The 20,123-nt window shown below is 67.0% G+C and carries 17 protein-coding genes; 11 read left to right on the top strand and 6 right to left on the bottom strand.

Going from position 1 to position 20,123, the window contains the following annotated elements; translation table 11 throughout:
- Window positions 1–509: 509 nt before the first annotated feature.
- The 3 genes from prpE (at window position 510) to VER16_RS15225 (ending at window position 4,229) form a co-directional block, all read left to right on the top strand.
- On the top strand, window positions 510–2,390 hold the full coding sequence (gene prpE / locus VER16_RS15235; protein WP_324809539.1) for a propionate--CoA ligase: 1,881 nt from the start codon (window positions 510–512) through the stop codon (window positions 2,388–2,390).
- 229 nt (window positions 2,391–2,619) lie between these two features.
- Window positions 2,620–3,123, top strand: a complete 504-nt coding sequence (locus VER16_RS15230; RefSeq protein ID WP_324809537.1) for a hypothetical protein — start codon at window positions 2,620–2,622, stop codon at window positions 3,121–3,123.
- A gap of 50 nt (window positions 3,124–3,173) precedes the next feature.
- Complete coding sequence (locus tag VER16_RS15225) at window positions 3,174–4,229, top strand: suppressor of fused domain protein (protein ID WP_324809589.1); 1,056 nt, start codon at window positions 3,174–3,176, stop codon at window positions 4,227–4,229.
- Between the two features lie 102 nt (window positions 4,230–4,331).
- Here the strand turns inward: VER16_RS15225 and VER16_RS15220 are convergent, their stop codons facing one another.
- The 4 genes from VER16_RS15220 to VER16_RS15205 all read right to left on the bottom strand — a co-directional run bounded on the left by VER16_RS15220 (window position 4,332) and on the right by VER16_RS15205 (window position 8,543).
- Complete coding sequence (locus tag VER16_RS15220; protein WP_324809535.1) at window positions 4,332–4,943, bottom strand: glutathione S-transferase N-terminal domain-containing protein; 612 nt, start codon at window positions 4,941–4,943, stop codon at window positions 4,332–4,334.
- Window positions 4,944–5,029: 86 nt separating this feature from the next.
- On the bottom strand, window positions 5,030–5,488 hold the full coding sequence (locus tag VER16_RS15215; RefSeq protein WP_004154513.1) for a cell wall hydrolase: 459 nt from the start codon (window positions 5,486–5,488) through the stop codon (window positions 5,030–5,032).
- A 296-nt stretch (window positions 5,489–5,784) separates the two neighbouring features.
- Window positions 5,785–7,815 carry an NADPH-dependent 2,4-dienoyl-CoA reductase gene (locus VER16_RS15210; protein ID WP_324809532.1) on the bottom strand — a complete coding sequence of 677 codons (2,031 nt, stop codon included), beginning with the start codon at window positions 7,813–7,815 and terminating at the stop codon, window positions 5,785–5,787.
- Between the two features lie 98 nt (window positions 7,816–7,913).
- Window positions 7,914–8,543: a hypothetical protein gene (locus VER16_RS15205; protein ID WP_324809530.1), complete on the bottom strand. Its 630-nt coding sequence runs from the start codon at window positions 8,541–8,543 to the stop codon at window positions 7,914–7,916.
- A 553-nt stretch (window positions 8,544–9,096) separates the two neighbouring features.
- Here VER16_RS15205 and VER16_RS15200 point away from each other — a divergent pair.
- From VER16_RS15200 to VER16_RS15185, 4 genes are all read left to right on the top strand, one after another.
- Window positions 9,097–10,185, top strand: coding sequence for an OmpA family protein (locus tag VER16_RS15200; RefSeq protein ID WP_324809528.1), 1,089 nt, complete (start codon window positions 9,097–9,099; stop codon window positions 10,183–10,185).
- Window positions 10,186–10,405: 220 nt separating this feature from the next.
- The gene (locus tag VER16_RS15195; protein ID WP_108767867.1) at window positions 10,406–10,918 is read left to right on the top strand and encodes a hypothetical protein; all 513 of its coding nucleotides are present in this window, start codon (window positions 10,406–10,408) and stop codon (window positions 10,916–10,918) included.
- A 20-nt stretch (window positions 10,919–10,938) separates the two neighbouring features.
- Complete coding sequence (locus tag VER16_RS15190; RefSeq protein ID WP_324809526.1) at window positions 10,939–11,748, top strand: pseudouridine synthase; 810 nt, start codon at window positions 10,939–10,941, stop codon at window positions 11,746–11,748.
- 88 nt (window positions 11,749–11,836) lie between these two features.
- The gene (locus VER16_RS15185) at window positions 11,837–12,172 is read left to right on the top strand and encodes a hypothetical protein (protein ID WP_324809524.1); all 336 of its coding nucleotides are present in this window, start codon (window positions 11,837–11,839) and stop codon (window positions 12,170–12,172) included.
- A 141-nt stretch (window positions 12,173–12,313) separates the two neighbouring features.
- Here the strand turns inward: VER16_RS15185 and kbl are convergent, their stop codons facing one another.
- Window positions 12,314–13,525: a glycine C-acetyltransferase gene (kbl, locus tag VER16_RS15180; RefSeq protein ID WP_324809522.1), complete on the bottom strand. Its 1,212-nt coding sequence runs from the start codon at window positions 13,523–13,525 to the stop codon at window positions 12,314–12,316.
- A 195-nt stretch (window positions 13,526–13,720) separates the two neighbouring features.
- Between kbl and VER16_RS15175 the strand changes: the two genes are divergently transcribed.
- Complete coding sequence (locus VER16_RS15175) at window positions 13,721–14,422, top strand: TorF family putative porin (RefSeq protein ID WP_324809520.1); 702 nt, start codon at window positions 13,721–13,723, stop codon at window positions 14,420–14,422.
- A 94-nt stretch (window positions 14,423–14,516) separates the two neighbouring features.
- Here VER16_RS15175 and tdh read toward each other — a convergent pair whose 3' ends face one another.
- Window positions 14,517–15,539, bottom strand: a complete 1,023-nt coding sequence (gene tdh / locus VER16_RS15170) for an L-threonine 3-dehydrogenase (RefSeq protein WP_108752295.1) — start codon at window positions 15,537–15,539, stop codon at window positions 14,517–14,519.
- A 216-nt stretch (window positions 15,540–15,755) separates the two neighbouring features.
- Between tdh and VER16_RS15165 the strand changes: the two genes are divergently transcribed.
- The 3 genes from VER16_RS15165 to folC all read left to right on the top strand — a co-directional run bounded on the left by VER16_RS15165 (window position 15,756) and on the right by folC (window position 20,098).
- The gene (locus VER16_RS15165) at window positions 15,756–17,918 is read left to right on the top strand and encodes a S46 family peptidase (RefSeq protein WP_324809518.1); all 2,163 of its coding nucleotides are present in this window, start codon (window positions 15,756–15,758) and stop codon (window positions 17,916–17,918) included.
- Between the two features lie 228 nt (window positions 17,919–18,146).
- Window positions 18,147–18,791, top strand: a complete 645-nt coding sequence (locus tag VER16_RS15160) for a histidine phosphatase family protein (RefSeq protein WP_164073029.1) — start codon at window positions 18,147–18,149, stop codon at window positions 18,789–18,791.
- Between the two features lie 35 nt (window positions 18,792–18,826).
- Window positions 18,827–20,098, top strand: a complete 1,272-nt coding sequence (gene folC, locus VER16_RS15155; protein ID WP_324809515.1) for a bifunctional tetrahydrofolate synthase/dihydrofolate synthase — start codon at window positions 18,827–18,829, stop codon at window positions 20,096–20,098.
- Window positions 20,099–20,123: the final 25 nt, after the last annotated feature.

Genomic DNA, 20,123 nt, shown 5'->3' with positions numbered 1-20,123 from the left:
GTCGACCTTGGTCGACACACCTGCCAGAAATCGAATGAATTCATCCATGTCGACCAAGGTCGACACCTACCAGAGCAGGATGAGCCCAGTAGATCCACGCCATGCGTGGATTGATCTGTCAGATATCGAAATTCTTCTGGGGTCAGAGCCCGTTGCGCAGCAACGGGATCCGACCCCGTGTCGACCAAGGTCGACACCTACCAGAGCAGGATGTCGTTCCGGCAGATCGCAGGAAACTGTCGAAGGCGGGGTGGGTCCGGTTGAGGGGGTGTGAGCGGCATGGATGCCGCTCACACCCCCATGGATGGGTTCACGGCGTCCCCCTCAACCGGACCCGCCCCGCCAACCCACGGATAGCCAGCTTTTGAAGTTGACGTTGCCTTGGCTCGAAGCAGGTGCAGGACTGCAAGCCCTGCAGGACAAACCCCACCCCCTACCAAGGTAGGGCGGCCCGCGTGCCAGCACCGGACTATCCTCGATTGCATGACTTTGTCTGGGAGGGCTGCGTCATGAACTACGAGGAAACCTACCGCCGCTCGATCGACGAGCCGGAGGCGTTCTGGGGCGAGGAAGCCAAGCGCATCCATTGGCATGTGCCGCCGAAACAGGTGCTGGACTACAGCAACCCGCCGTTCCGCCGCTGGTATGTCGGCGGTGAAACCAACCTCTGCTACAACGCCGTCGACCGCCACCTCGTTGATCGGCCCGACCAGCTGGCGCTGGTGGCCGTTTCCACCGAGACCAACATCACCCGCGAAATCACCTACCGCCAGCTGTACCGCGAGGTGAACGACTTCGCCGCCGTGCTGCAGCACCTGGGCGTCGGCCACGGCGATCGCGTGGTGATCTACATGCCCAACATGGCCGAGGCGGTGTTTGCCATGCTCGCCTGCGCGCGCATCGGTGCCGTGCACTCGGTGGTGTTCGGTGGCTTCGCCGCGCACAACCTGGCGCTGCGCATCGACGATGCCAAACCGAAGCTGCTGATCGCCGCCGACGCCGGCATGCGCGGTGGCAAGGTCATTCCGTACAAGGCCATGGTCGACGCGGCCTGTGCCGAAGCGGCCAACCCGCCGCCGCACGTGCTGATCGTCTCGCGGGGGCTGGATCCGGCCGAGCCGCGCGTGCAGGGACGCGATGTCGAGTACGCCGCACTGCGCGCGCAGGTGGGCGAAAGGGACGTGCCGGTGAAATGGCTCGAATCCAGTGAGCCGAGCTACCTGCTGTATACCTCCGGCACCACCGGCAAGCCCAAGGGCGTGCAGCGCGATGTGGGCGGCTACGCAGTGGCGATGGCGCAGTCGATGGAGACCGTGTTCGACTGCCGGCCCGGCCAGGTGATGTTCTCCACCTCGGACGTGGGCTGGGCTGTCGGCCATTCCTACAACGTGTACGGGCCGCTGATCGGCGGCTGCACCTCGTTGCTCTACGAAGGCCTGCCGACCAATCCGGACCCGGGCATCTGGTGGGCACTGTGCGAGCAGTACAGCGTGCGTACGATGTTCTCCTCGCCCACGGCCATCCGCGTGCTGAAGAAGCACGATGCCGACTTCATCCACCGCCACGACCTGGATGCGCTGAAGTACCTGTTCCTGGCCGGCGAGCCGCTGGATGAACCCACCGCGCACTGGATCAGCGAGGCATTGGGCAAGCCGATCATCGACAACTACTGGCAGACCGAAACCGGCTGGCCGGCACTGACCCTGCTGCCGGGGCTGGACATGAAGCCGGTGCGCTTCGGTTCGCCGGGTTTCCCCAATCTCGGCTATCGCATGAAGGTGATCGACGAGAACACTGGCGAGGAGGTCGCCGCCGGACAGAAGGGCGTGCTGGTGGTCACCCCACCGCTGCCGCCGGGCTGCATGAGCACGGTGTGGAACGACGATGCGCGCTTCATGCAGAGCTACTTCAGCCACTTCAAGGAACTGCTGTACAGCTCGCTGGACTGGGCCATCCGTGATGACGATGGCTACACCTTCATCCTGGGCCGCACCGACGATGTGATCAACGTGGCCGGCCACCGCCTGGGCACGCGTGAGATCGAAGAGGCCATCTCGGGCCATCCACGCGTGGCCGAGGCGGCAGTCATCGGCGTCAAGGATGAGCTGAAGGGGCAGGTGCCGCTGGTGTTCGTCACCCTCAAGCAGGGCCTCAACGGGGAGGATCCCGCGCCGGTGGTGGCCGAGATGATGGCGGCCGTGACCGCCTCGCTCGGCGCGGTGGCGCGACCGGCGCATGTGCACGTGGTCAATGCGCTGCCCAAGACCCGCTCGGGCAAGCTGCTGCGGCGCTCGCTGCAGGCGCTGGCCGAACAGCGCGACCCGGGCGATCTGTCGACCCTGGATGATCCAGGGGCGCTGGAGGAGATCCGCCGCGCGCTGGGGCGGTAACCCTGATCTGTAGAGCCGAGCCCGCGCTCGGCTGCGTTTGCCTGGTAGAGCAGCCGAGCATGGGCTCGGCTCTACCCAACCGCTGGCGCACATGCGCTAAGCTCGCCCTGTCATCGGCCTGCAACAGTACCGGCGCTTCGGGGAAGCTGCGCCGGCTTCGGCGATGGCAACCAAGGGGACGCGCCCGCAAGGGCGCGTAGACGAAGCGCATCATGGATCGGGGGGATGCATGGCTCTGCTGTATGCCAAGACGGCTGCTGGCCGCCAGGAAATCGAAGACCGTGGCCGGCGCCTGCCGGCGGGACTGCGGTCGATTCTGCTGATGGTCGATGGCCAACGGGATGACAATGAACTACGCGGCCTGTTCGAGGGCCTGCGCGCGCCGGTCGACGCGCTGCAGCAGCTGGCGGCCGAAGGCCTGATCGAAGTCGTCGGCGGTTCGGCCGAGCCGGTGCCGGTACGCGGCCTCAGCAGTGGCCGCGAGCAGGACCCGGCGCTGTACCAGCAGTTGTATGACGCGATGAGCGAGGCGGTGCGCCGCCATCTGGGCCTGAAGGGCTACTTCATGCAGTTGAAGATCGAGCGCTGCAAGGATGCATTGGCGCTGGAACGGCTGTGCCCGGAACTGCTTGCGGCCGTAGGCAGCGCGCGCAGTCCTGCACTGGCCCAGCGCTGGTGGCAGGAGACGCGGGCGCGGCTGGACGGCGGCAGTGTCGAGGTCGTGCAGGCGTAGCGCGGCGGGTAAAGTGGGCGATGGATTCCACTGCCCATGAGGATGCCTGCGTGCAGGACGAACACGACACCACCGACACGCCCGGCTGGGATGCGATCAATGCGGCGCTGGCGCCGCTGTATGCCGGCCAGGAGCCGCGCCACTATGGCACCGCGCTGCCGTACACACTGGGCGGCCAGGATCCGCTGGATGGCATCAGCGTGTACTGGTCCGATGCGCCGGTGCCGCACTGGCATTACGTCACCTACGGTTTCTCCGAGCTGTATGCCAAGGAAAGCAGCGATGCGCAGGCCAGTGGCTATGGTTTCGAGCTGACCTTCCGCCTGGCGGCCGGCCCTGGCGAGGATGCCGCCAGCACGCCGCCGGCGTGGCCGCTGAACCTGCTGCAGAATCTGGCGCGCTATGTGTTCGGCAGCGGCAATGTGTTCGAGGATGGCCACCATCTCAATGCCAACGGACCGATCGCGCTGGAAACCGATACCCGACTGTGCCACCTGGCTTTCATCGCCGACCCGCAGCTGCCGGCGCGTGATACCGCCAACGGTCACCTGCAGTTCCTGCAGCTGGTCGGCCTGACCGATCAGGAGATGGAAGCCGTCAAGCGCTGGTCGACCCGTGGCGTGCTGCAGGCCCTGCAGCCAGCGATGCCGCTGTGGATCACCGACCTGTATCGCGGCAACCTGCTCGATGATCCCGTGCTGGCGGCACGGGTGCGGGAAGACAGTGAACGCGAAGGTTCCAGCACCGGCATGCTGTTCATCGAGACACTGCAGTGGCGGCAGGAGGCAGGAGTGACCACGCTGGTGCTGGGTGCGGGGCAGGTCCCTGCCATCGGCGAACTGCTGCCCCTGCGGCTGCGCCATGGCCGGTCGCTCGAACTGGTCAGCCGTGAGCGCCAATGGACCTTCACCCCGGCCGATGGCGAGGCAGTGAACGAGGTGCAGGATGACAGCGCGCGCTGGGCGCTGGATGAGGCGGGGCTGCAGGCGCTGGCGGCAGTGCCGGCCGAACGCGGGCTTTACCCGGTGGCCGAGGCGCTGCGCATTGAGGTGGTGCCGACCCAGCTGCGTGACGGCAAGGGCGAGGTCATCCGCGAGATCGGCTGAGCGCGGCAGACGCGTAGCATCGAGCTTGCTCGACGGATGGACCCGTGGTCATCGGGGTCGGAGCCGCCCGCTGCGCGAACGGCTCTGACCCCGTCCAAGGCCTCAGGCCAGGCCTTCGGCCTTCAGTACGGCCTGGACGCCGGCATCGGCCTCCATGCGGGTCTTGAACGCAGCCACGTTGTCCAGGCCGACCAGGTCGACCTTGGCCGCCGCTGCCCAGCGCAGGGTGATGTAGAAGTACGGATCGGCGAAGCTGCGGAAACCGGCCAGCCACGGCTTGTCGGCCAGCTGCTTGTCGGCGGTCTCGAACAGGCCGCGCAGGCGCTTGCGCGCGGCGGCGCGGATGGCGTCGAACTGGCCTTCATCGGCAATGAACTTGGCCGGCCCGAACAGCGGCGAGAACGCCGGGTGCACGTCCGAGTTGACGAAGGACAGCCAGCGGGTGGCCTCGGCGCGCTGCTGCGCACTGCCATCACCGGCCAGGCCGGCCTGCGGGAAGCTGTCGGCGATGTAGCCCATGATGGCCGCGTTCTGCAGCAGGATGAAATCGCCATCGACCAGCGCGGGTACGGCGCCGGCCGGATTGATCTTGAGGAATTCCGGACCCTTCAGGGTGTCCTTGTCCAGCAGTTCCACTTCATAGGGCTGGCCGGTCCACTGCAGGGCGATGTGGTCGGCGGTGGAACAGGCACCGGGCTTGCTGTACAGCTTCATGGTGACTCCAGGCAGGGCGTGGCGGGAAACGTCCACTATCCCAGAGCCTGCCGGCGCGCGGCAACGCTGCCGCCGGCAACAGATCGTTACGACTGGCGAGGCTTGAGGTTCTGCACCTTATAGAAGGTGTGGTCGCCGATGGTCGCCACCTGGTAGGCATTGCGCCAGTTCGGGCTGGCGATGGACAGCGCGGCGAAGTGGCTGGCGCCGGGCACGATCTCGCGGCGTTCGCCGGCCGGCAGCGCCCAGTTGCGCTCGGCGTCGAAGGCCACGTTCATCGCCTCGCTCCAGGCCGCGTCGTTGCCCAGCTGGGTGCCGGGGGAGACGATGGTCGGGGCGAACTGCTTGCGCGCGGTGACCACCTGGCACATCGAATCGCCCCACAGGCCACTGTCGAGGCGGCGCAGTGCGACTTCGGCGACGGCCTGCTGGCCGCGCAGGGTCTGGTCGCGGGCTTCCAGGTAAACGGTGGTGCTCAAACACAATGAATCAGCGGCCGGCTGCGGCAACAACTGCGACAGCCAGAGAATCCAGGCCAGTTTCATATGACTCCTTGCTCCGTATGGGCCGCACCTCGGGGTTCCCGCAGCGGGGGCTGTGGGCCGGGGTACGACTTGGCGTGATGGGGAGGCGGCCATCGGGGCCGCCCCGTGGGCGACCCCCAAAAGAAACGATCAGTCCGATCGAGGGGGGCGCGCCGGCTCACCGGAAACTGGCTGGTGAGCAGAAAGTTGGCGCAAGGTAGGGGGGCATTGCAGAACGCATCCTGAACCGGCCTGCTTGACATTCAGGTATTGGTGGGGAGACGGAAATCACATTCTGTCCCCCATTCAGGCCCGGACTACAGCGCGGCAGCCACCCGGCTGCCCTGGTCGATTGCGCGTTTTGCATCCAGTTCGGCGGCCACATCCGCACCACCAATCAGCTGTGCGGCGATGCCGGCAGCCTGCAGTTCGGCCATCAACGCGCGGTTGGGTTCCTGCCCGGCGCACACCACCACATGGTCGACCGGCAGCAGCTGTTCGCTGCCGTCGACACGGATGCGCAGGCCCTCGTCGTCCACGCCCAGGTACTCCACGCCACCGAGCATGCGCACGCCCTTGGCCTTCAACGTGGCGCGGTGGATCCATCCGGTGGTCTTGCCCAGCCGCGCTCCCGGCTTGCCCGGGCTGCGCTGCAGCAGCCAGAGGCGACGCGGCGAGGCCTCGACCTCTGGGCGGGTCAGTGCGCCACGTGCCTCGAAGCGGCTGTCCACGCCCCACTCGGCCATCCAGCGCTGCGGGTCCAGCGACGGCGAGGGGCCGGCATGGCTGAGGAATTCGCCCACGTCGAAGCCGATGCCACCGGCACCGATGATCGCCGCGTTGGCACCGACCTCGACCCGGCCCAGCAGCACGTCCAGATAGGTGACCACCTTGGCGTGGTCGGCACCCGGGAAGTCGACCTTGCGCGGGGTGATGCCGGTAGCCAGCACCACGTGATCGAAACCGGCCAGGGCGGCCGCGTCGGCGTGGGTGTTCAGCCGCAGCTGCACCCCCGTTTCGGCCAGCGTGTGGCGGAAGTAGCGCAGGGTCTCGTGGAACTCCTCCTTGCCCGGGATGCGCTTGGCCACGTTGAACTGGCCGCCGATCTCCTCGCCGGCATCGAACAGGGTGACCTGGTGGCCACGCCCGGCGGCCACCGTGGCACAGGCCAGGCCGGCCGGGCCGGCACCGACCACGGCGATCTTCTTCGGTGCGGTGGTGGGGCGGTAGACCAGTTCGGTCTCGTGCGCCGCACGCGGGTTGACCAGGCAGCTGGCCAGCTTGTTCTCGAACACGTGGTCCAGGCAGGCCTGGTTGCAGGCGATGCAGGTGTTGATGGCCTCGGCACGGCCGGCGCGGGCCTTGTTCGGCCACTGCGGGTCGGCCAGCAGCGGGCGTGCCAGCGAGACCATGTCGGCACCGCCGCCGGCCAGGATGCGCTCGGCCACCTCGGGCATGTTGATGCGGTTGGTCGCCACCAGCGGCACCTTCACGTGCGGCTTGAGCTTGGCGGTGACCCCGGCGAAGGCCGCGCGCGGCACCGAGGTGGCGATGGTCGGAATGCGCGCCTCATGCCAGCCGATGCCGGAATTGATGATTGTCGCGCCGGCGGCCTCGATGGCCTGCGCCTGCTGCACGATCTCTTCCCAGTTGCTGCCGTCATCGACCAGGTCGACCAGTGACAGCCGGTAGATGATGATGAAATCCGGGCCGCAGGCCTCACGGATGCGGCGCACGATCTCCACCGCGAAACGCATGCGCTGGCGCGCGTCGCCACCCCAGGCATCGGTGCGCGTGTTGGTGCGCGGGGCGATGAACTCGTTGATGAGGTAGCCCTCCGAGCCCATCACTTCCACGCCGTCGTAGCCGGCCTCGCGGGCCAGCCTGGCGCTGCGCGCGTAATCGGCGATATGCCGTTCAACGCCGCTGGCCGACAGCGCACGCGGGGTGAACGGGTTGATCGGCGCCTTCAGCTTTGACGGTGCCACCGACAGGGGGTGATAGGCATAACGACCGGCATGCAGCAGCTGCAGGCAGATCTTCGCGCCGTGCTGGTGCGCGGCCGCAGTGAGCTGGCGGTGTGGGCGTACTTCCCAGGGCCAGGACAGTTTGCCGCCGAACGGCTTCAACCAGCCCACCACGTTCGGCGCGAAACCACCGGTGACGATCAGGCCGACGCCGCCCTCGGCGCGCTCGGCGAAATAGGCGGCCAGGCGCGGGAAGTCACGGGCGCGATCTTCCAGGCCGGTGTGCATCGAGCCCATCAGCACCCGGTTGCGCAGTTGGGTAAAGCCCAGATCCAGCGGGGAGAACAGGTGCGGGTAGGCGGTTTCGTTGGCTGGCGACATGATCGATACGCTTGCGTACGGAAGCGCGCAGGGTGCCGTGAAACCGCGGCCGGGGCAAGGGCTGGTAGTGCCGGCCGCTGGCCGGCATCCCGATCCGATCAGGGCGCCTGGGGGTGCCGGCCAGCGACCGGCACGACCACCGGGCGGCCGATGCCGAACCAGCCCAGGGTGAAACTGCACAGCGGGCCGATCAACAGGGCGAAGGCCAGCGTGCCCAGGCCGATGTTGCCGCCCAGCCACGCGCCGATCACCAGCACACTGCCTTCGATGAGGGTGCGCACCTTCCAGATCGGCCAGCCGGTGCGGGCATGCAGGCCGGTCATCAATCCATCACGCGGGCCGGGGCCGAGGCGGGCGCCGATGTACAGGCCGGTGGCCAGGGCGATCAACAGCAGGCCGGCGCTGAACAGCAGCAGCTGCCACCCCAGGCCGGCCGCGGGTGGCAGCAGCCACAGGCCGAACTGCGCCGAGGGGCCGATCAGCAGCACGTTGAGCACCGTGCCCACGCCGGGCTTCTGCCGCAGAGGCCACCACAGCGCCAGCACCAGCAGCCCGACCAGGTTGGTGACCAGCCCGAACGACAGCGGCGCGTGCAGGGTGATGCCCTGCGAAAGCACGTCCCACGGCGCCACGCCGATGGCGGCCCGCACCATCAGCGCGATGCCGAATCCATAGAGGAACAGGCCAGTGACGAGTTGCAGCAGGCGCAGGGGCAGGGCGGTGGACATGAACGCTCCGGGGACGGGGAATCTGTTTCCACCGTAGTCCCGGTTGCGACTTCGATATAGATACAGATGAAGTCCAATGCGAGCGCACAGCAATGAACAGCGTCCTGGACCGGGATAAAGCCGTCGCGCACGCGCGACGCTGCGGGTAAATCCATGCAATCGACGCGATGACGTAATCGGCACGGCGGCGTTCGCCGCCCGCATACCGTCCCGGTACAGGCCCGGGTAAAGGTTCCTCACGTCGATGGGCGCGCGCTGAATCTCCTCGCGGAGGCCTCCGCAAAACCTGTCGCGCATTCCCCTTAATCCCCTCCAAACCCTTGTCGCACGTGGGTCTTGCGGATCTTCATCATCCTGTATAGGGTTTCAACGTCGGACCGGAGGCCGGCCGGGTGCGACGCTTCACATGTTACGTGACTGTTAACATGGCCTTCACCCGCCTGAGCATAATGTTCGCGGCGGTGGCGTGCTGAATCGGCTGTCGAACCTCGACGCAGTAGTGCTGGCCCATGCCTCTACCGGTTTCATACCCCCGAAATAGGAGCTGTACTCAATGAACAAGAAGATCCTTACTGCCGCGCTGCTGGGTGGTCTGGCTTTCGCCCAGGCTGCGTCCGCGCAGGAGTTCGATGACCGCTGGTACCTGACCGGTTCGGCCGGCTTCAACTTCCAGGACAGCGACCGTCTGACCAACGATGCTCCGTTCGTCACCCTGGGCCTGGGTAAGTTCATCAGCCCGAACTGGTCGCTGGACGGTGAGCTGAACTACCAGAACCCGAACTTCGACGCCAACCAGGATCAGAACTGGTCGCAGTACGGCGTGTCGTTCGACATGCGTCGCCACTTCATCAAGGAAGGCCGCGGCTGGAACCCGTACATCGTCGGCGGCCTGGGCTACCAGAAGTCCGAAGAAGAGTACCTGAACACCGTTGGCGTGCTGACCGACCGCAAGGACGGCAACCTGTCGGCCAAGCTGGGCGTCGGCCTGCAGACCACCTTCGAAAAGCGCGTTGCTGTCCGCGCTGAAGTGGCCTACCGCGCTGACTTCGACGACCAGAGCGTTGCTGCCCGTGACGAAAGCTGGTTCGGCGACGTGCTGGCTTCGGTCGGCGTCGTGATCCCGCTGGGCCCGGCCCCGGTGGCTGCTGCCCCGGCTCCGGCTCCGGTTGCCCCGAGCTGCGCCGACCTGGACGACGACGGTGACGGCGTCAACAACTGCGACGACAAGTGCCCGAACTCGCAGCCGGGTCAGACCATCGGTCCGGACGGTTGCCCGGTGCCGGTCTCGATCGACCTGAAGGGCGTGAACTTCGACTTCGACAAGTCGAACCTGCGTCCGGACGCCGTGGCCATCCTGTCGGAAGCTTCGGAAATCCTGAAGCGTTACCCGGATCTGCGCGTTGAAGTGGCCGGTCACACCGACTCGAAGGGTACCGACGCTTACAACCAGAAGCTGTCCGAGCGTCGCGCCACCGCCGTGTACAACTACCTGACCCAGAACGGTGTGGACGCTTCGCGTCTGCAGGGCCCGATCGGCTACGGCGAGAGCCGTCCGATTGCCCCGAACACCAACCCGGATGGTTCGGACAACCCGGAAGGTCGCGCCAAGAACCGTCGTACCGAGCTGAACGTCCAGAACTGAGTTCTGACGCTCCGCCAGTAAGACACAGCAGGACCCGGCTTCGGCCGGGTCTTGTTGTTTGTGCGAACCGAAACCGCAGGCATCGTCCAGGGCAAGCGACCGTTCGTCGGTATTTTGTCCATGAAACCAACAAGTTGCCGTATTCATTGAAAGTGGCGCTTGAAAGCTGTCGCGGCATTGCTAAACTCGCCGCGTCACCTTCCTTTCGTGGATGCCCTTCATGCTGCGCTCTGCATCGGCCGCCGTCCTGGCGCTGGCCCTGGTTCCCGTCGCCCACGCGGCGGTCGATTGCTCGGTCAACACCAGCGCATCGCCGCTGCCCCTGCCGGCTACGGCCATCGCGCCGGTGGCCGATGAGCTGTACATCCGCGGTACCCAGCTGGGCATGTCCAGCGGCGTGCTGGGCAGCAGCTATGATCCCTCGCAGTCGCTGGACCAAGTGCTGCAGCGTCTGCGCATCGACGGCTGCCAGAACATCGCCAAGGCCATTCCCAGCGCACCGGCGGTTAAGCCCAACGACCCGGCCGCCTACAAGCCGCAGACCGAGTTCGACAACACGCCGTGGCGCTTCGACATGAGCCAGAACGGCAAGCGCATGACCGCCGAGGAGTTCGATGCCTGGATGAAGGCGCGCGGCGTGCGCGTGGTCAAGGCGCGACCGGCGCCGGCCGCTGCCGCTGCCCCGGCCACCACCGAAGCACCGGCTGAGACCAAGCCGGGCGAGAAGAAGTAAGCCGCGCGGGGAGCAGAGGCTTGCGCACGCGTCGCCCTCCTGCCACCCTCGCCGCCCGCTCCCACGCGCCGCGTGGGCGTGCGAAGCCCGCTGCCGCACCCGCCGGTGTCCGCCATGGCCTGGCGCGCGTGCTGTCCAAGGCGGGCGTCTGTTCACGCACCGAAGCCGCGCGCTGGATCGCTGACGGTCGCGTGCGGGTGTCCGGGCGCATCGTCCTCGATCCCGAATTCCCGATCGCCCAGCCCGCTCCGCCCATCGAGGTGGACGGCCAGCCGCTGGGCGCGCCGCAGCGCCTGTACCTGATGCTCAACAAGCCTCGCGGGGTGGTGACCACCGCGCAGGACGAGCGTGGCCGCGATACCGTCTACCGTTGCTTCGATGGCGCCGGGCTGCCCTGGATCGCGCCGGTCGGACGGCTGGACAAAGCCAGTGAAGGGCTGCTGCTGTTCAGCAATGACCCGCAGTGGGCTGCGCGCCTGACCGACCCGCAGACCGGGCCGGACAAGACCTACCACGTACAGATCGACCGTCTGCCGGACGAGGCCACGCTGGCCGCGCTGCAGGCCGGCATCGAGGACGAGGGCGAGTTCCTGGTCGCCCGGGCCGTGCGCGTGCTGCGCAGCGGTGACAAGACCGCATGGCTGGAAGTGGTCCTCGAAGAGGGACGCAACCGCCATATCCGCCGCCTGCTGGCGGCCTTCGACCTGCAGGTGCTGCGCCTGGTCCGGGTTGCGATCGGTGGGCTGGCGCTCGGCGATCTCGGCAAGGGCCAGTGGCGGGTGCTGGAGGTCAGCGACCAGCAGCGGCTGGGGGCCGCTGCACCGGGCTGAAGCTGTGGCCCATGGCCGGCGGCTGCCGGCCACCGTTCCAGGTGCAGGGGGCGCCTGGTTTTCGATTCATTTGAACGGAGCGTTGCCCATGTACCCGACCCTCGACCGAACCCTGCGCTGCGCCGGCCTGTTGCTGCCGCTCGCACTGCTGACCGCCTGCAGCGGCCACAAGAAGGTGGCCAAGGCAGAAGCCCCGGTGGAAACGCCGGTGGTGGAAGTGAAGACCCCGGAACTGGACGGCCGCGGCAGCTACCGCTTCATGATGAGCAACGGCGACCACAAGATGACCGCCGACGAGTTCGATGCCTGGATGAAGGCCAACGGCATCCGCGTGGCCAAGGGCAATACGCAGAATGCGGCCGCCACGCCGGTGGTGGTGGCCAGCAAGGATGAGCCCAAGGACAAGAAGAAAAAGAAGAAGTGACGGGCGTCGTGCGCTGCACCTCTGGTAGGTGCCGACCTTGGTCGGCACTGGCGCTGCGCTCCTGGTAGGTGCCGACCTCGGTCGGCACGCCATCAGGCTCGGTAGGTGCCGACCTCGGTCGGCACGCCTTGCCCGGCGGGATCAGCCCTTGATCACGCCCAGCTCCAGGCCGATGCGGGTGAACGCATCAATGGCGCGGTCCAGGTGTTCGCGCGTGTGCGCGGCGCTGATCTGGGTGCGGATGCGCGCCTGGCCCTTGGGCACCACCGGGAAGAAGAAGCCGATCGCGTAGATGCCTTCTTCCAGCAGGCGCTCGGCGAACTTCTGCGCCAGCGGTGCGTCGTACAGCATCACCGGGCTGATCGGATGCACGCCCGGCTTCACGTCGAAGCCAGCGGCGACCATCTTCTCGCGGAAGTAGCGGGTGTTTTCCACCAGCGTGCTGCGCAGGTCGTCAGCGGCAGCCAGCATCTCGAAGGCCTTGATGCCGGCGGCGACCACGTGCGGCGGCAGCGAATTGGAGAACAGGTAGGGACGCGAACGCTGGCGCAGCAGTTCGATCACCTCGGCGCTGGCACAGGTGAAGCCGCCCAGCGCGCCGCCCATGGCCTTGCCCAGGGTGCCGGTGATGATGTCGATCTTCTCCAGCACGCCCTTCACTTCGGCCGAGCCGCGGCCGCTGGCACCGAGGAAGCCGGTGGCGTGGCATTCGTCGATGTGGACCAGGGCGTTGTACTTCTTCGCCAGCGCAGTGATCTCATCCAGCGGGGCGATGAAGCCGTCCATCGAGAACACACCGTCGGTGGTGATCAGCTTGGTCCTGCAGCCGGCCGCATCGGCGGCCTGCAGCTGCGCTTCCAGGTCGGCCATGTCGCAGTTTGCGTAGCGGAAGCGCTTGGCCTTGCACAGGCGCACGCCGTCGATGATCGAGGCGTGGTTCAGTGCGTCGGAAATGATCGCGTCGTTTTCACCGAGCAGGGGCTCGAACAGGCCGCCGTTGGCATCGAAGCAGGCTGCATACAGGATGGTGTCCTGCTTGCCGAAGAAGTCGGCGATCTGCTTTTCCAGCTGCTTGTGCAGGTCCTGGGTGCCGCAGATGAAGCGCACCGAGGCCATGCCGAAGCCGTGGGTATCCAGGGCGTCCTTGGCCGCCTGGATCAGGTCCGGGTGGTCGGCCAGGCCCAGGTAGTTGTTGGCGCAGAAATTGAGCACGGTGCGGCCATCGTCGAGGGTGATCTCGGCCGACTGCGGGCTGGTGATGATCCGCTCGGACTTGAACAGGCCCTGGGCGCGGATGGCGTCCAGTTCCTCGGCGTAATGGCGGGTCAGCGGGGCAGAGGTGGCGTCGCTCATGTCAGGCAGTCTTCGGCACGGGAAACCCGTGATTTTACCCGTCGGCGCACCCTCCCGGGGCGTGATCGGGCGGTCTGGCCGGGCCTGGCGGGGGGGAACTGTTTCACACGTGATTGTTGCATCGCAATATCAATACGGTTAAAAAACCGTAAACACCCGCCGCACCGCCCACCCCCACGTCTGGAGAGACCCCGCATGAACCACGCCACGCGCTGTACCGCCGCCGCTGTGCTCTGCGCCGCCCTGCTTGCCCCGTTCGCCGCCAGTGCCCAGGACGAGGCCGCATCACCGTTCAGCTGGAACATCACCGGCGTCTCCGACTACATGTTCCGCGGCGTGTCGCAGACCGACGAGAATCCCACCGGCCAAGCCGGCCTCACCTACACCTCGCCGGTGGGCGTATACGCCGGTGTGTGGGGGTCGGGCGTGGATTTCGGTGATGGCAGCCCGGAGTTCGAGGTCGACTACTTCGTCGGCTACAACGTCGACTTCAGCGAGAACGTGAACTTCGACGTGATGCTCAACCGCTACACCTACCCGGGTGCCAGCGAGCTGGCCTACAACGAGCTGATCACCAAGACCAGCTTCGCCAAGAACTACAACGTCACCGTGGCCTACACCAACGATGTGTGGAACAGCGGCACCGATGGCTGGTACTACGCCGTGGGCGGCGAATGGCCGCTGCCGAACGACTTCTCGGTCACCGCCAATGTCGGCCGCAGCACCTTCGAACACGGCCTGGCCAAGGACTACACCGATTTCAACATCGGCGTCAGCCGCGCCATCGGCATGGCTACCGTTGGCCTTGGCTTCTACGGCACCGACGGCAACGGCCGCGACAACTCGGGCAAGCTGGCCGACAACCGCGTGGTGCTGACCGTCTCGGTCGGCAAGTGATCCTGCGCTGCTGACGCCCATGAAAAAGGCGCCCGATGGGCGCCTTTTTCTTTGCGGCAACGCCGGGCATGGCCCGGCGCTACCGTATGCCGGATCAATTCCAGCTGAGGACGACCTTGCCGGCCTTGCCTTCTTCCATCAGGTCGAAGCCCTTCTGGAAGTCATCGATCGGCAGCTGGTGGGTCATCACCTTGCCCAGCGGGAAGCCGGACAGCACCAGCTGGGTCATCTTGTACCAGGTCTCGTACATCTTGCGGCCGTAGATGCCCTGCACGGTCAGGCCCTTGAAGATGATCTTGTCCCAGTCGCAGCCGGCGCCCTTGGGCATGATGCCGAGCATGGCGATCTTGCCGCCGTGGTACATGCAGTCGAGCATGTCGTTGAAGGCACGCGGGTTACCGCTCATTTCCAGGCCCACGTCGAAGCCCTCCATGTGCAGTTCCTTCATCACGTCCTTCAGCGACTGGTTGGCGACGTTCACCACGCGGGTGGCACCCATGTCGGCCGCCAGCTTCAGGCGGAAGTCGTTGACGTCGGTGACCACCACGTTGCGCGCACCGATGTGCTTGCAGATGCCGGCGGCGATGATGCCGATCGGGCCTGCGCCGGTGATCAGCACGTCCTCGCCGATGACGTCGAATTCCAGCGCGCAGTGCGCGGCATTGCCGTACGGGTCGAAGAAGGCGGCCAGCTCGGACGGGATCTGGTCGGGGATCGGCCACAGGTTGCTGGCCGGCATCACCATGTATTCGGCGAAGGCGCCGTTGACGTTGACGCCGATGCCGACGGTGTTCGGACACAGGTGCGGGCGGCCGCCGCGGCAGTTGCGGCAGTGGCCGCAGACGATGTGGCCTTCGGCCGAGACGCGCTGGCCGATTTCATAGCCGGTGACGGCCGAGCCGAGTCCGGCGATGCGGCCGACGAACTCGTGGCCGATGGTCAGGCCCGGCTTGATGGTGCGCTGGCTCCACTCGTCCCACAGGTAGATGTGCAGGTCGGTGCCGCAGATGGCGGTCTTTTCCAGCTTGATCAGGACCTCGTTCGGACCGGGCGTCGGCACCGGAACCTCTTCGAGCCAGATGCCCTTGGCTGCTTCGCGCTTGACCAGGGCCTTCATCGTTTGCTGCGCCATCGGGTGGAACTCATCAGGGGGAAAACGCGGATTATAGAGGGCTGCGCGGAATTCCCATGTTGCGCTGCGGGTGCTTTGGCGCTCCCGTTAGCGCCGGGCCATGCCCGGCGGAGGGCAGTGGGCCGGCCCATGACTTCCGGGGATCGGGGCGGGGCAGGGGGCTGGGCTACACTCGGCGGTTCTTTCACCAGGGGCCGCTCGATGCGCTCGAACCTGCTTGCATTCTCCGTCGTCGCCAGCCTCGGGCTGGTCCAGGTCGCCCATGCCGCCGAAGGCATGTGGGTGCCGCAGCAGCTGCCGGAAATTGCCGGCCCGCTGCAGAAGGCCGGCCTGAAGCTGTCCCCGCAGCAGCTGGCCGACCTGACCGGCGACCCGATGGGCGCGGTGGTTGCGCTGGGCGGCTGCACCGCCAGCTTCGTCTCCCCGCAGGGCCTGGTGGTCACCAACCACCACTGTGCCTACGGCGCCATCCAGCTCAATTCGACCGCGCAGAAGAATCTGATCAAGGACGGCTTCAACGCCCCGACCCAGAAGGACGAACTGAGCGCCGGCCCGAACGCCCGCGTGTTCGTGCTCGACCAGATCACCGACGTCACCACCCAGGCCAAGGCCGCCATCGCTGCCGCCGGCAAGGATCCGCTGGCCCGCAGCCGCGCCCTGGATGCCTTCGACAAGGCACAGGTCGCCGCCTGTGAAGCCGATGCCGGCTTCCGTTGCCGCCTGTACTCGTTCAGCGGCGGCAACACCTACCGCCTGTTCCGCAACATGGAAATCAAGGACGTGCGCCTGGTCTACGCGCCCCCGGGCAGCGTCGGCAAGTTCGGCGGCGACATCGACAACTGGATGTGGCCGCGCCACACCGGCGATTTCTCGTTCTACCGCGCTTATGTGGGCAAGGACGGCAAGCCGGCGGCATTCTCGGCCGACAACGTGCCCTACCAGCCCAAGCACTTCCTGAAGTTCGCCGACCAGCCGCTGGGCGCCGACGACTTCGTGATGGTGGCCGGCTACCCGGGCCGCACCAACCGCTACGCCCTGGCCGGCGAGTTCAACGAGACCGCCAGCTTCACCTACCCGACCATCGCCCGCCACTACAACGCGGTGCTGAAGATGATCGACGAGGCCGGCAAGGCCGATCCGGACGTGAAGGTGAAGTACGCCGCCACCGCGGCCAGCATGAACAACGTGGCCAAGAACTACCTGGGCCAGCTGGAAGGCTTCAAGCGCATCGACGCGGCCGGCCAGAAGCAGGCCGAAGAAGCGGCCGTGCTGGCCTGGCTGAAGAAGCAGGGCGCCGCCGGCAAGCCGGCCCTGGCCGCGCACGCGCAGCTGCTCAAGCACCTGGACACCAGCAAGGCCACGCGTGAGCGCGACCTGTTCGTGTCGCAGTTCAACAACACCTCGGCAGTCAGCGCCGCCATCACCCTGTACCGCCTGTCGATCGAGCGCAGCAAGCCGGACGCCGAGCGCGAAGCCGGCTACCAGCAGCGCGACCTGACCACCATCGAAGGTGGCCTGAAGCAGATGGACCGCCGCTACGTGGCGAAGATGGACCAGCAGCTGCAGACCTACTGGCTGGACCAGTACGTCGCCCTGCCGGCCGCGCAGCGCGACAACGAGGTGCTGAATACGTGGCTGGGGGGCAGCGACGAGGCCGCCGTGAAGTCGCTGGTCGGCAAGCTGTCGGGCACCCAGCTGGGCAGCCTGGACACGCGCCTGAAGTGGTTCAGTGCCGACCGCGCCGCCTTCGAAGCCAGCAATGATCCGGCCATCCAGTACGCGGTGGCGGTGATGCCGGCACTGCTGAAGCAGGAAGAGCAGAAGAAGATCCGCGAAGGCGAATCGCTGACCGCCCGTCCGCTGTACCTGCAGGCCGTGGCCGACTACAAGAAGAGCCAGGGCGAATTCGTCTACCCCGATGCCAACCTGTCGCTGCGCATCACCTTCGGCAACGTCATGGGCTATGGCAAGGACGGCGTGCAGTACACCCCGTTCACCACCCTGGAAGGCGTGGCCGCCAAGGAAACCGGCGAAGACCCGTTCGATTCGCCCAAGGCGCTGCTGGATGCGGTCAAGGCCAAGCGTTACGGCGGCCTGGAAGACAAGCGCATCGGTTCGGTGCCGGTGAACTTCCTGTCCAACCTGGACATCACTGGCGGCAATTCCGGTTCGCCGGTGCTGGACGCGCACGGCAAGCTGGTCGGCCTGGCCTTCGACGGCAACTGGGAATCGGTCAGCTCCAACTGGGTGTTCGACCCGGTGATGACCCGCATGATCGCCGTGGACAGCCGCTACATGCAGTGGATCATGCAGGAAGTGGCGCCCGCGCCGCAGCTGCTGAAGGAACTGAACCTGGCGAAGTAAGGTAGTGCCGGCCGCTGGCCGGCAACGCCCCCGGGCGGAGCATCCACGCATGGCGTGGATCTACTGGCGCAATCGGTGTGCAAACCTGAAGCCCCGCGACGCCGGTCGCGGGGTTTTTTCATGCCCCGACCGGGCCGGTCCGCCGAACAGGTATCATCCCTGTTCCGCGCACTTCACAGGATGTGAACGAAGCGCGGAAACCTCCTCCCCCCAGGACCCCTTGTTCGCATGCGCATCCTGCTTGCCCGTCACGGCGAAACGCCGTGGAACGCCGAAGGCCGCTACCAGGGCCAGATCGACATCCCGCTTTCGCCCATCGGCGAAGCCCAGGCCCAGGCCTTGGGCGCCCGTCTCGCTTCGGTGGACATTACCCGTGCGGTGGCCTCGCCGCTGTCGCGCGCCCAGCTGACCGCCCAGCTCGCCCTCGGTGCCGACCGCGCCGCCATGCTGCAGACCGAACCGGAACTGCAGGAGATCGCCCACGGTGAGTGGGAAGGCCTGCTGGCCAGCGAGATCAATGAAAAAGATCCGTCGCGCCTGAAGGCCTGGCGCGAGGAACCCGATACCGTGCTGATGCCCGGCGGCGAATCGCTGCGCCTGGTGCTCGAGCGCAGCTGGCGTGGCCTGGCGCGTGCCGCCGAAGGCCTGGGCGAAGATGACACCCTGCTGGTGGTCGCCCATGACGCGGTCAACCGGGTGATCCTGTGCAAGGTGCTCGGCCTGCCGATTTCCCGTCTGTGGACCTTCCGCCAGGCGCCGACCACCCTGAACCTGCTCGAAGGTCCCGACCTGGACAGCCTGGAAGTGGTGCGCCTGAACGACTGCGCCCACCACACGCCGTTCTTCGGTGAAGCCAAGCACCGCGCCCTCTGATTCCCGAACCACCTGCTTCTGCTGGAACCGCTGCCGTGACGAACACCCCGACCACCCTGGCCGACTGGCTGGACTACATTGAACGCCAGCACCCGGCGAGCATCGACATGGGCCTGGAGCGCGTGCGCGCCGTGGCCACGGCGATGGGCCTGGGTGCGCCGGCCAGGCACACCATCGTGGTCGGTGGTACCAACGGCAAGGGCTCCACGGTTGCCTTCATCGAGGCCATCGGCCGTGCCGCCGGCTGGAAGGTCGGCGCGTACACCTCGCCGCACCTGCAGCGTTACAACGAGCGGGTGCGCATCGATGGCCAGGACGTGGACGACGCCGCGCTGGTGGCGGCGTTCAACACGGTGGAAGCCGCGCGCGGCGACATCACCCTGACCTATTTCGAGTACGGCACGCTGGCGGCACTGCAGTTGTTCGCCGATGCCGGGCTGGACCTGGCCGTGTTGGAAGTGGGCCTGGGCGGGCGCCTGGATGCGGTCAACATCATCGATGCCGACGTGTCGGTCATCACCACCGTGGACATCGACCATGCCGAGTGGCTGGGCGAGGACCGCGAGGCGATCGGCGCAGAGAAGGCCGGCATCATCCGCGGCTGGAAGCCGGTGATCCTGGGCGAGACCGACCCGCCGTCCAGCGTGCTGGCGCGCGCCTACCTGGTGGGCGCCAACGCGATCCGCGGCGGCAGTGATTATTTCTACGAGCCGATCGACGCCCAGCGCTGGCGCTGGCGCGATGTCGGCCTGCGCATGGAGCTGCCGACCCCGGCCCTGGCCGGCCCGATCCAGCTGGCCAATGCCGGTGCCGCCATCGCCGCGCTGCGCGCGCTGGACCGGCCAGTGCCACGCGCGGCCTGGGCGGCTGGTGTTGCCGCTGCACGCATCAACGGCCGCATGCAGGCCTTCGAGCGTGACGGCGTGCAGATCCGCGTGGATGTCGGCCACAACCCGCAGGCGGCAGCGCAGCTGGCGCGCACGCTGAACGCCGAAGTGGCCCCCGGCCGCACCCTGGCGGTGTACGCGGCGCTGCAGGACAAGGACGCCGTGGGCGTGGTGCAGGCGCTGCAGGACAGCGTCGCGCAGTGGACCCTGGCCGGCCTCGCGGGCCCGCGTGGGCAGAGCGCGCAGCAGCTGCAGGCACGCCTGGCCGATACGCCGGCCGCCACCGCCGCGCTGGCCGACAGCGTCGAGCAGGCGCTGCAGCAGGTGCTGGCCCAGGCGGGGCGCGGTGACCGGGTGCTGGTGTTCGGCTCATTCCACACCGCCGCCCAGGCGCTGCAGTGGCTGCAGACCCCGGCCTGATCCGCGTTCAGCCAGCGCCGACGCC

The sequence above is a fragment of the Stenotrophomonas sp. genome, from assembly GCF_035634915.1.
GTDB lineage: Bacteria > Pseudomonadota > Gammaproteobacteria > Xanthomonadales > Xanthomonadaceae > Stenotrophomonas.
This window is presented reverse-complemented; position numbering and strand designations above follow the sequence as displayed.

Excerpts from the sequence above, each read along its gene's own strand:
- prpE (WP_324809539.1), top strand. The coding sequence starts at position 510 with ATGAACTACGAGGAAACCTACCGCCGCTCGATCGACGAGCCGGAGGCG.
- VER16_RS15230 (WP_324809537.1), top strand. The coding sequence starts at position 2,620 with ATGGCTCTGCTGTATGCCAAGACGGCTGCTGGCCGCCAGGAAATCGAA.
- VER16_RS15220 (WP_324809535.1), bottom strand. The coding sequence starts at position 4,943 with ATGAAGCTGTACAGCAAGCCCGGTGCCTGTTCCACCGCCGACCACATC.
- VER16_RS15215 (WP_004154513.1), bottom strand. The coding sequence starts at position 5,488 with ATGAAACTGGCCTGGATTCTCTGGCTGTCGCAGTTGTTGCCGCAGCCG.
- VER16_RS15210 (WP_324809532.1), bottom strand. The coding sequence starts at position 7,815 with ATGTCGCCAGCCAACGAAACCGCCTACCCGCACCTGTTCTCCCCGCTG.
- VER16_RS15205 (WP_324809530.1), bottom strand. The coding sequence starts at position 8,543 with ATGTCCACCGCCCTGCCCCTGCGCCTGCTGCAACTCGTCACTGGCCTG.
- VER16_RS15200 (WP_324809528.1), top strand. The coding sequence starts at position 9,097 with ATGAACAAGAAGATCCTTACTGCCGCGCTGCTGGGTGGTCTGGCTTTC.
- VER16_RS15195 (WP_108767867.1), top strand. The coding sequence starts at position 10,406 with ATGCTGCGCTCTGCATCGGCCGCCGTCCTGGCGCTGGCCCTGGTTCCC.
- VER16_RS15185 (WP_324809524.1), top strand. The coding sequence starts at position 11,837 with ATGTACCCGACCCTCGACCGAACCCTGCGCTGCGCCGGCCTGTTGCTG.
- kbl (WP_324809522.1), bottom strand. The coding sequence starts at position 13,525 with ATGAGCGACGCCACCTCTGCCCCGCTGACCCGCCATTACGCCGAGGAA.
- VER16_RS15175 (WP_324809520.1), top strand. The coding sequence starts at position 13,721 with ATGAACCACGCCACGCGCTGTACCGCCGCCGCTGTGCTCTGCGCCGCC.
- tdh (WP_108752295.1), bottom strand. The coding sequence starts at position 15,539 with ATGAAGGCCCTGGTCAAGCGCGAAGCAGCCAAGGGCATCTGGCTCGAA.
- VER16_RS15165 (WP_324809518.1), top strand. The coding sequence starts at position 15,756 with ATGCGCTCGAACCTGCTTGCATTCTCCGTCGTCGCCAGCCTCGGGCTG.
- VER16_RS15160 (WP_164073029.1), top strand. The coding sequence starts at position 18,147 with ATGCGCATCCTGCTTGCCCGTCACGGCGAAACGCCGTGGAACGCCGAA.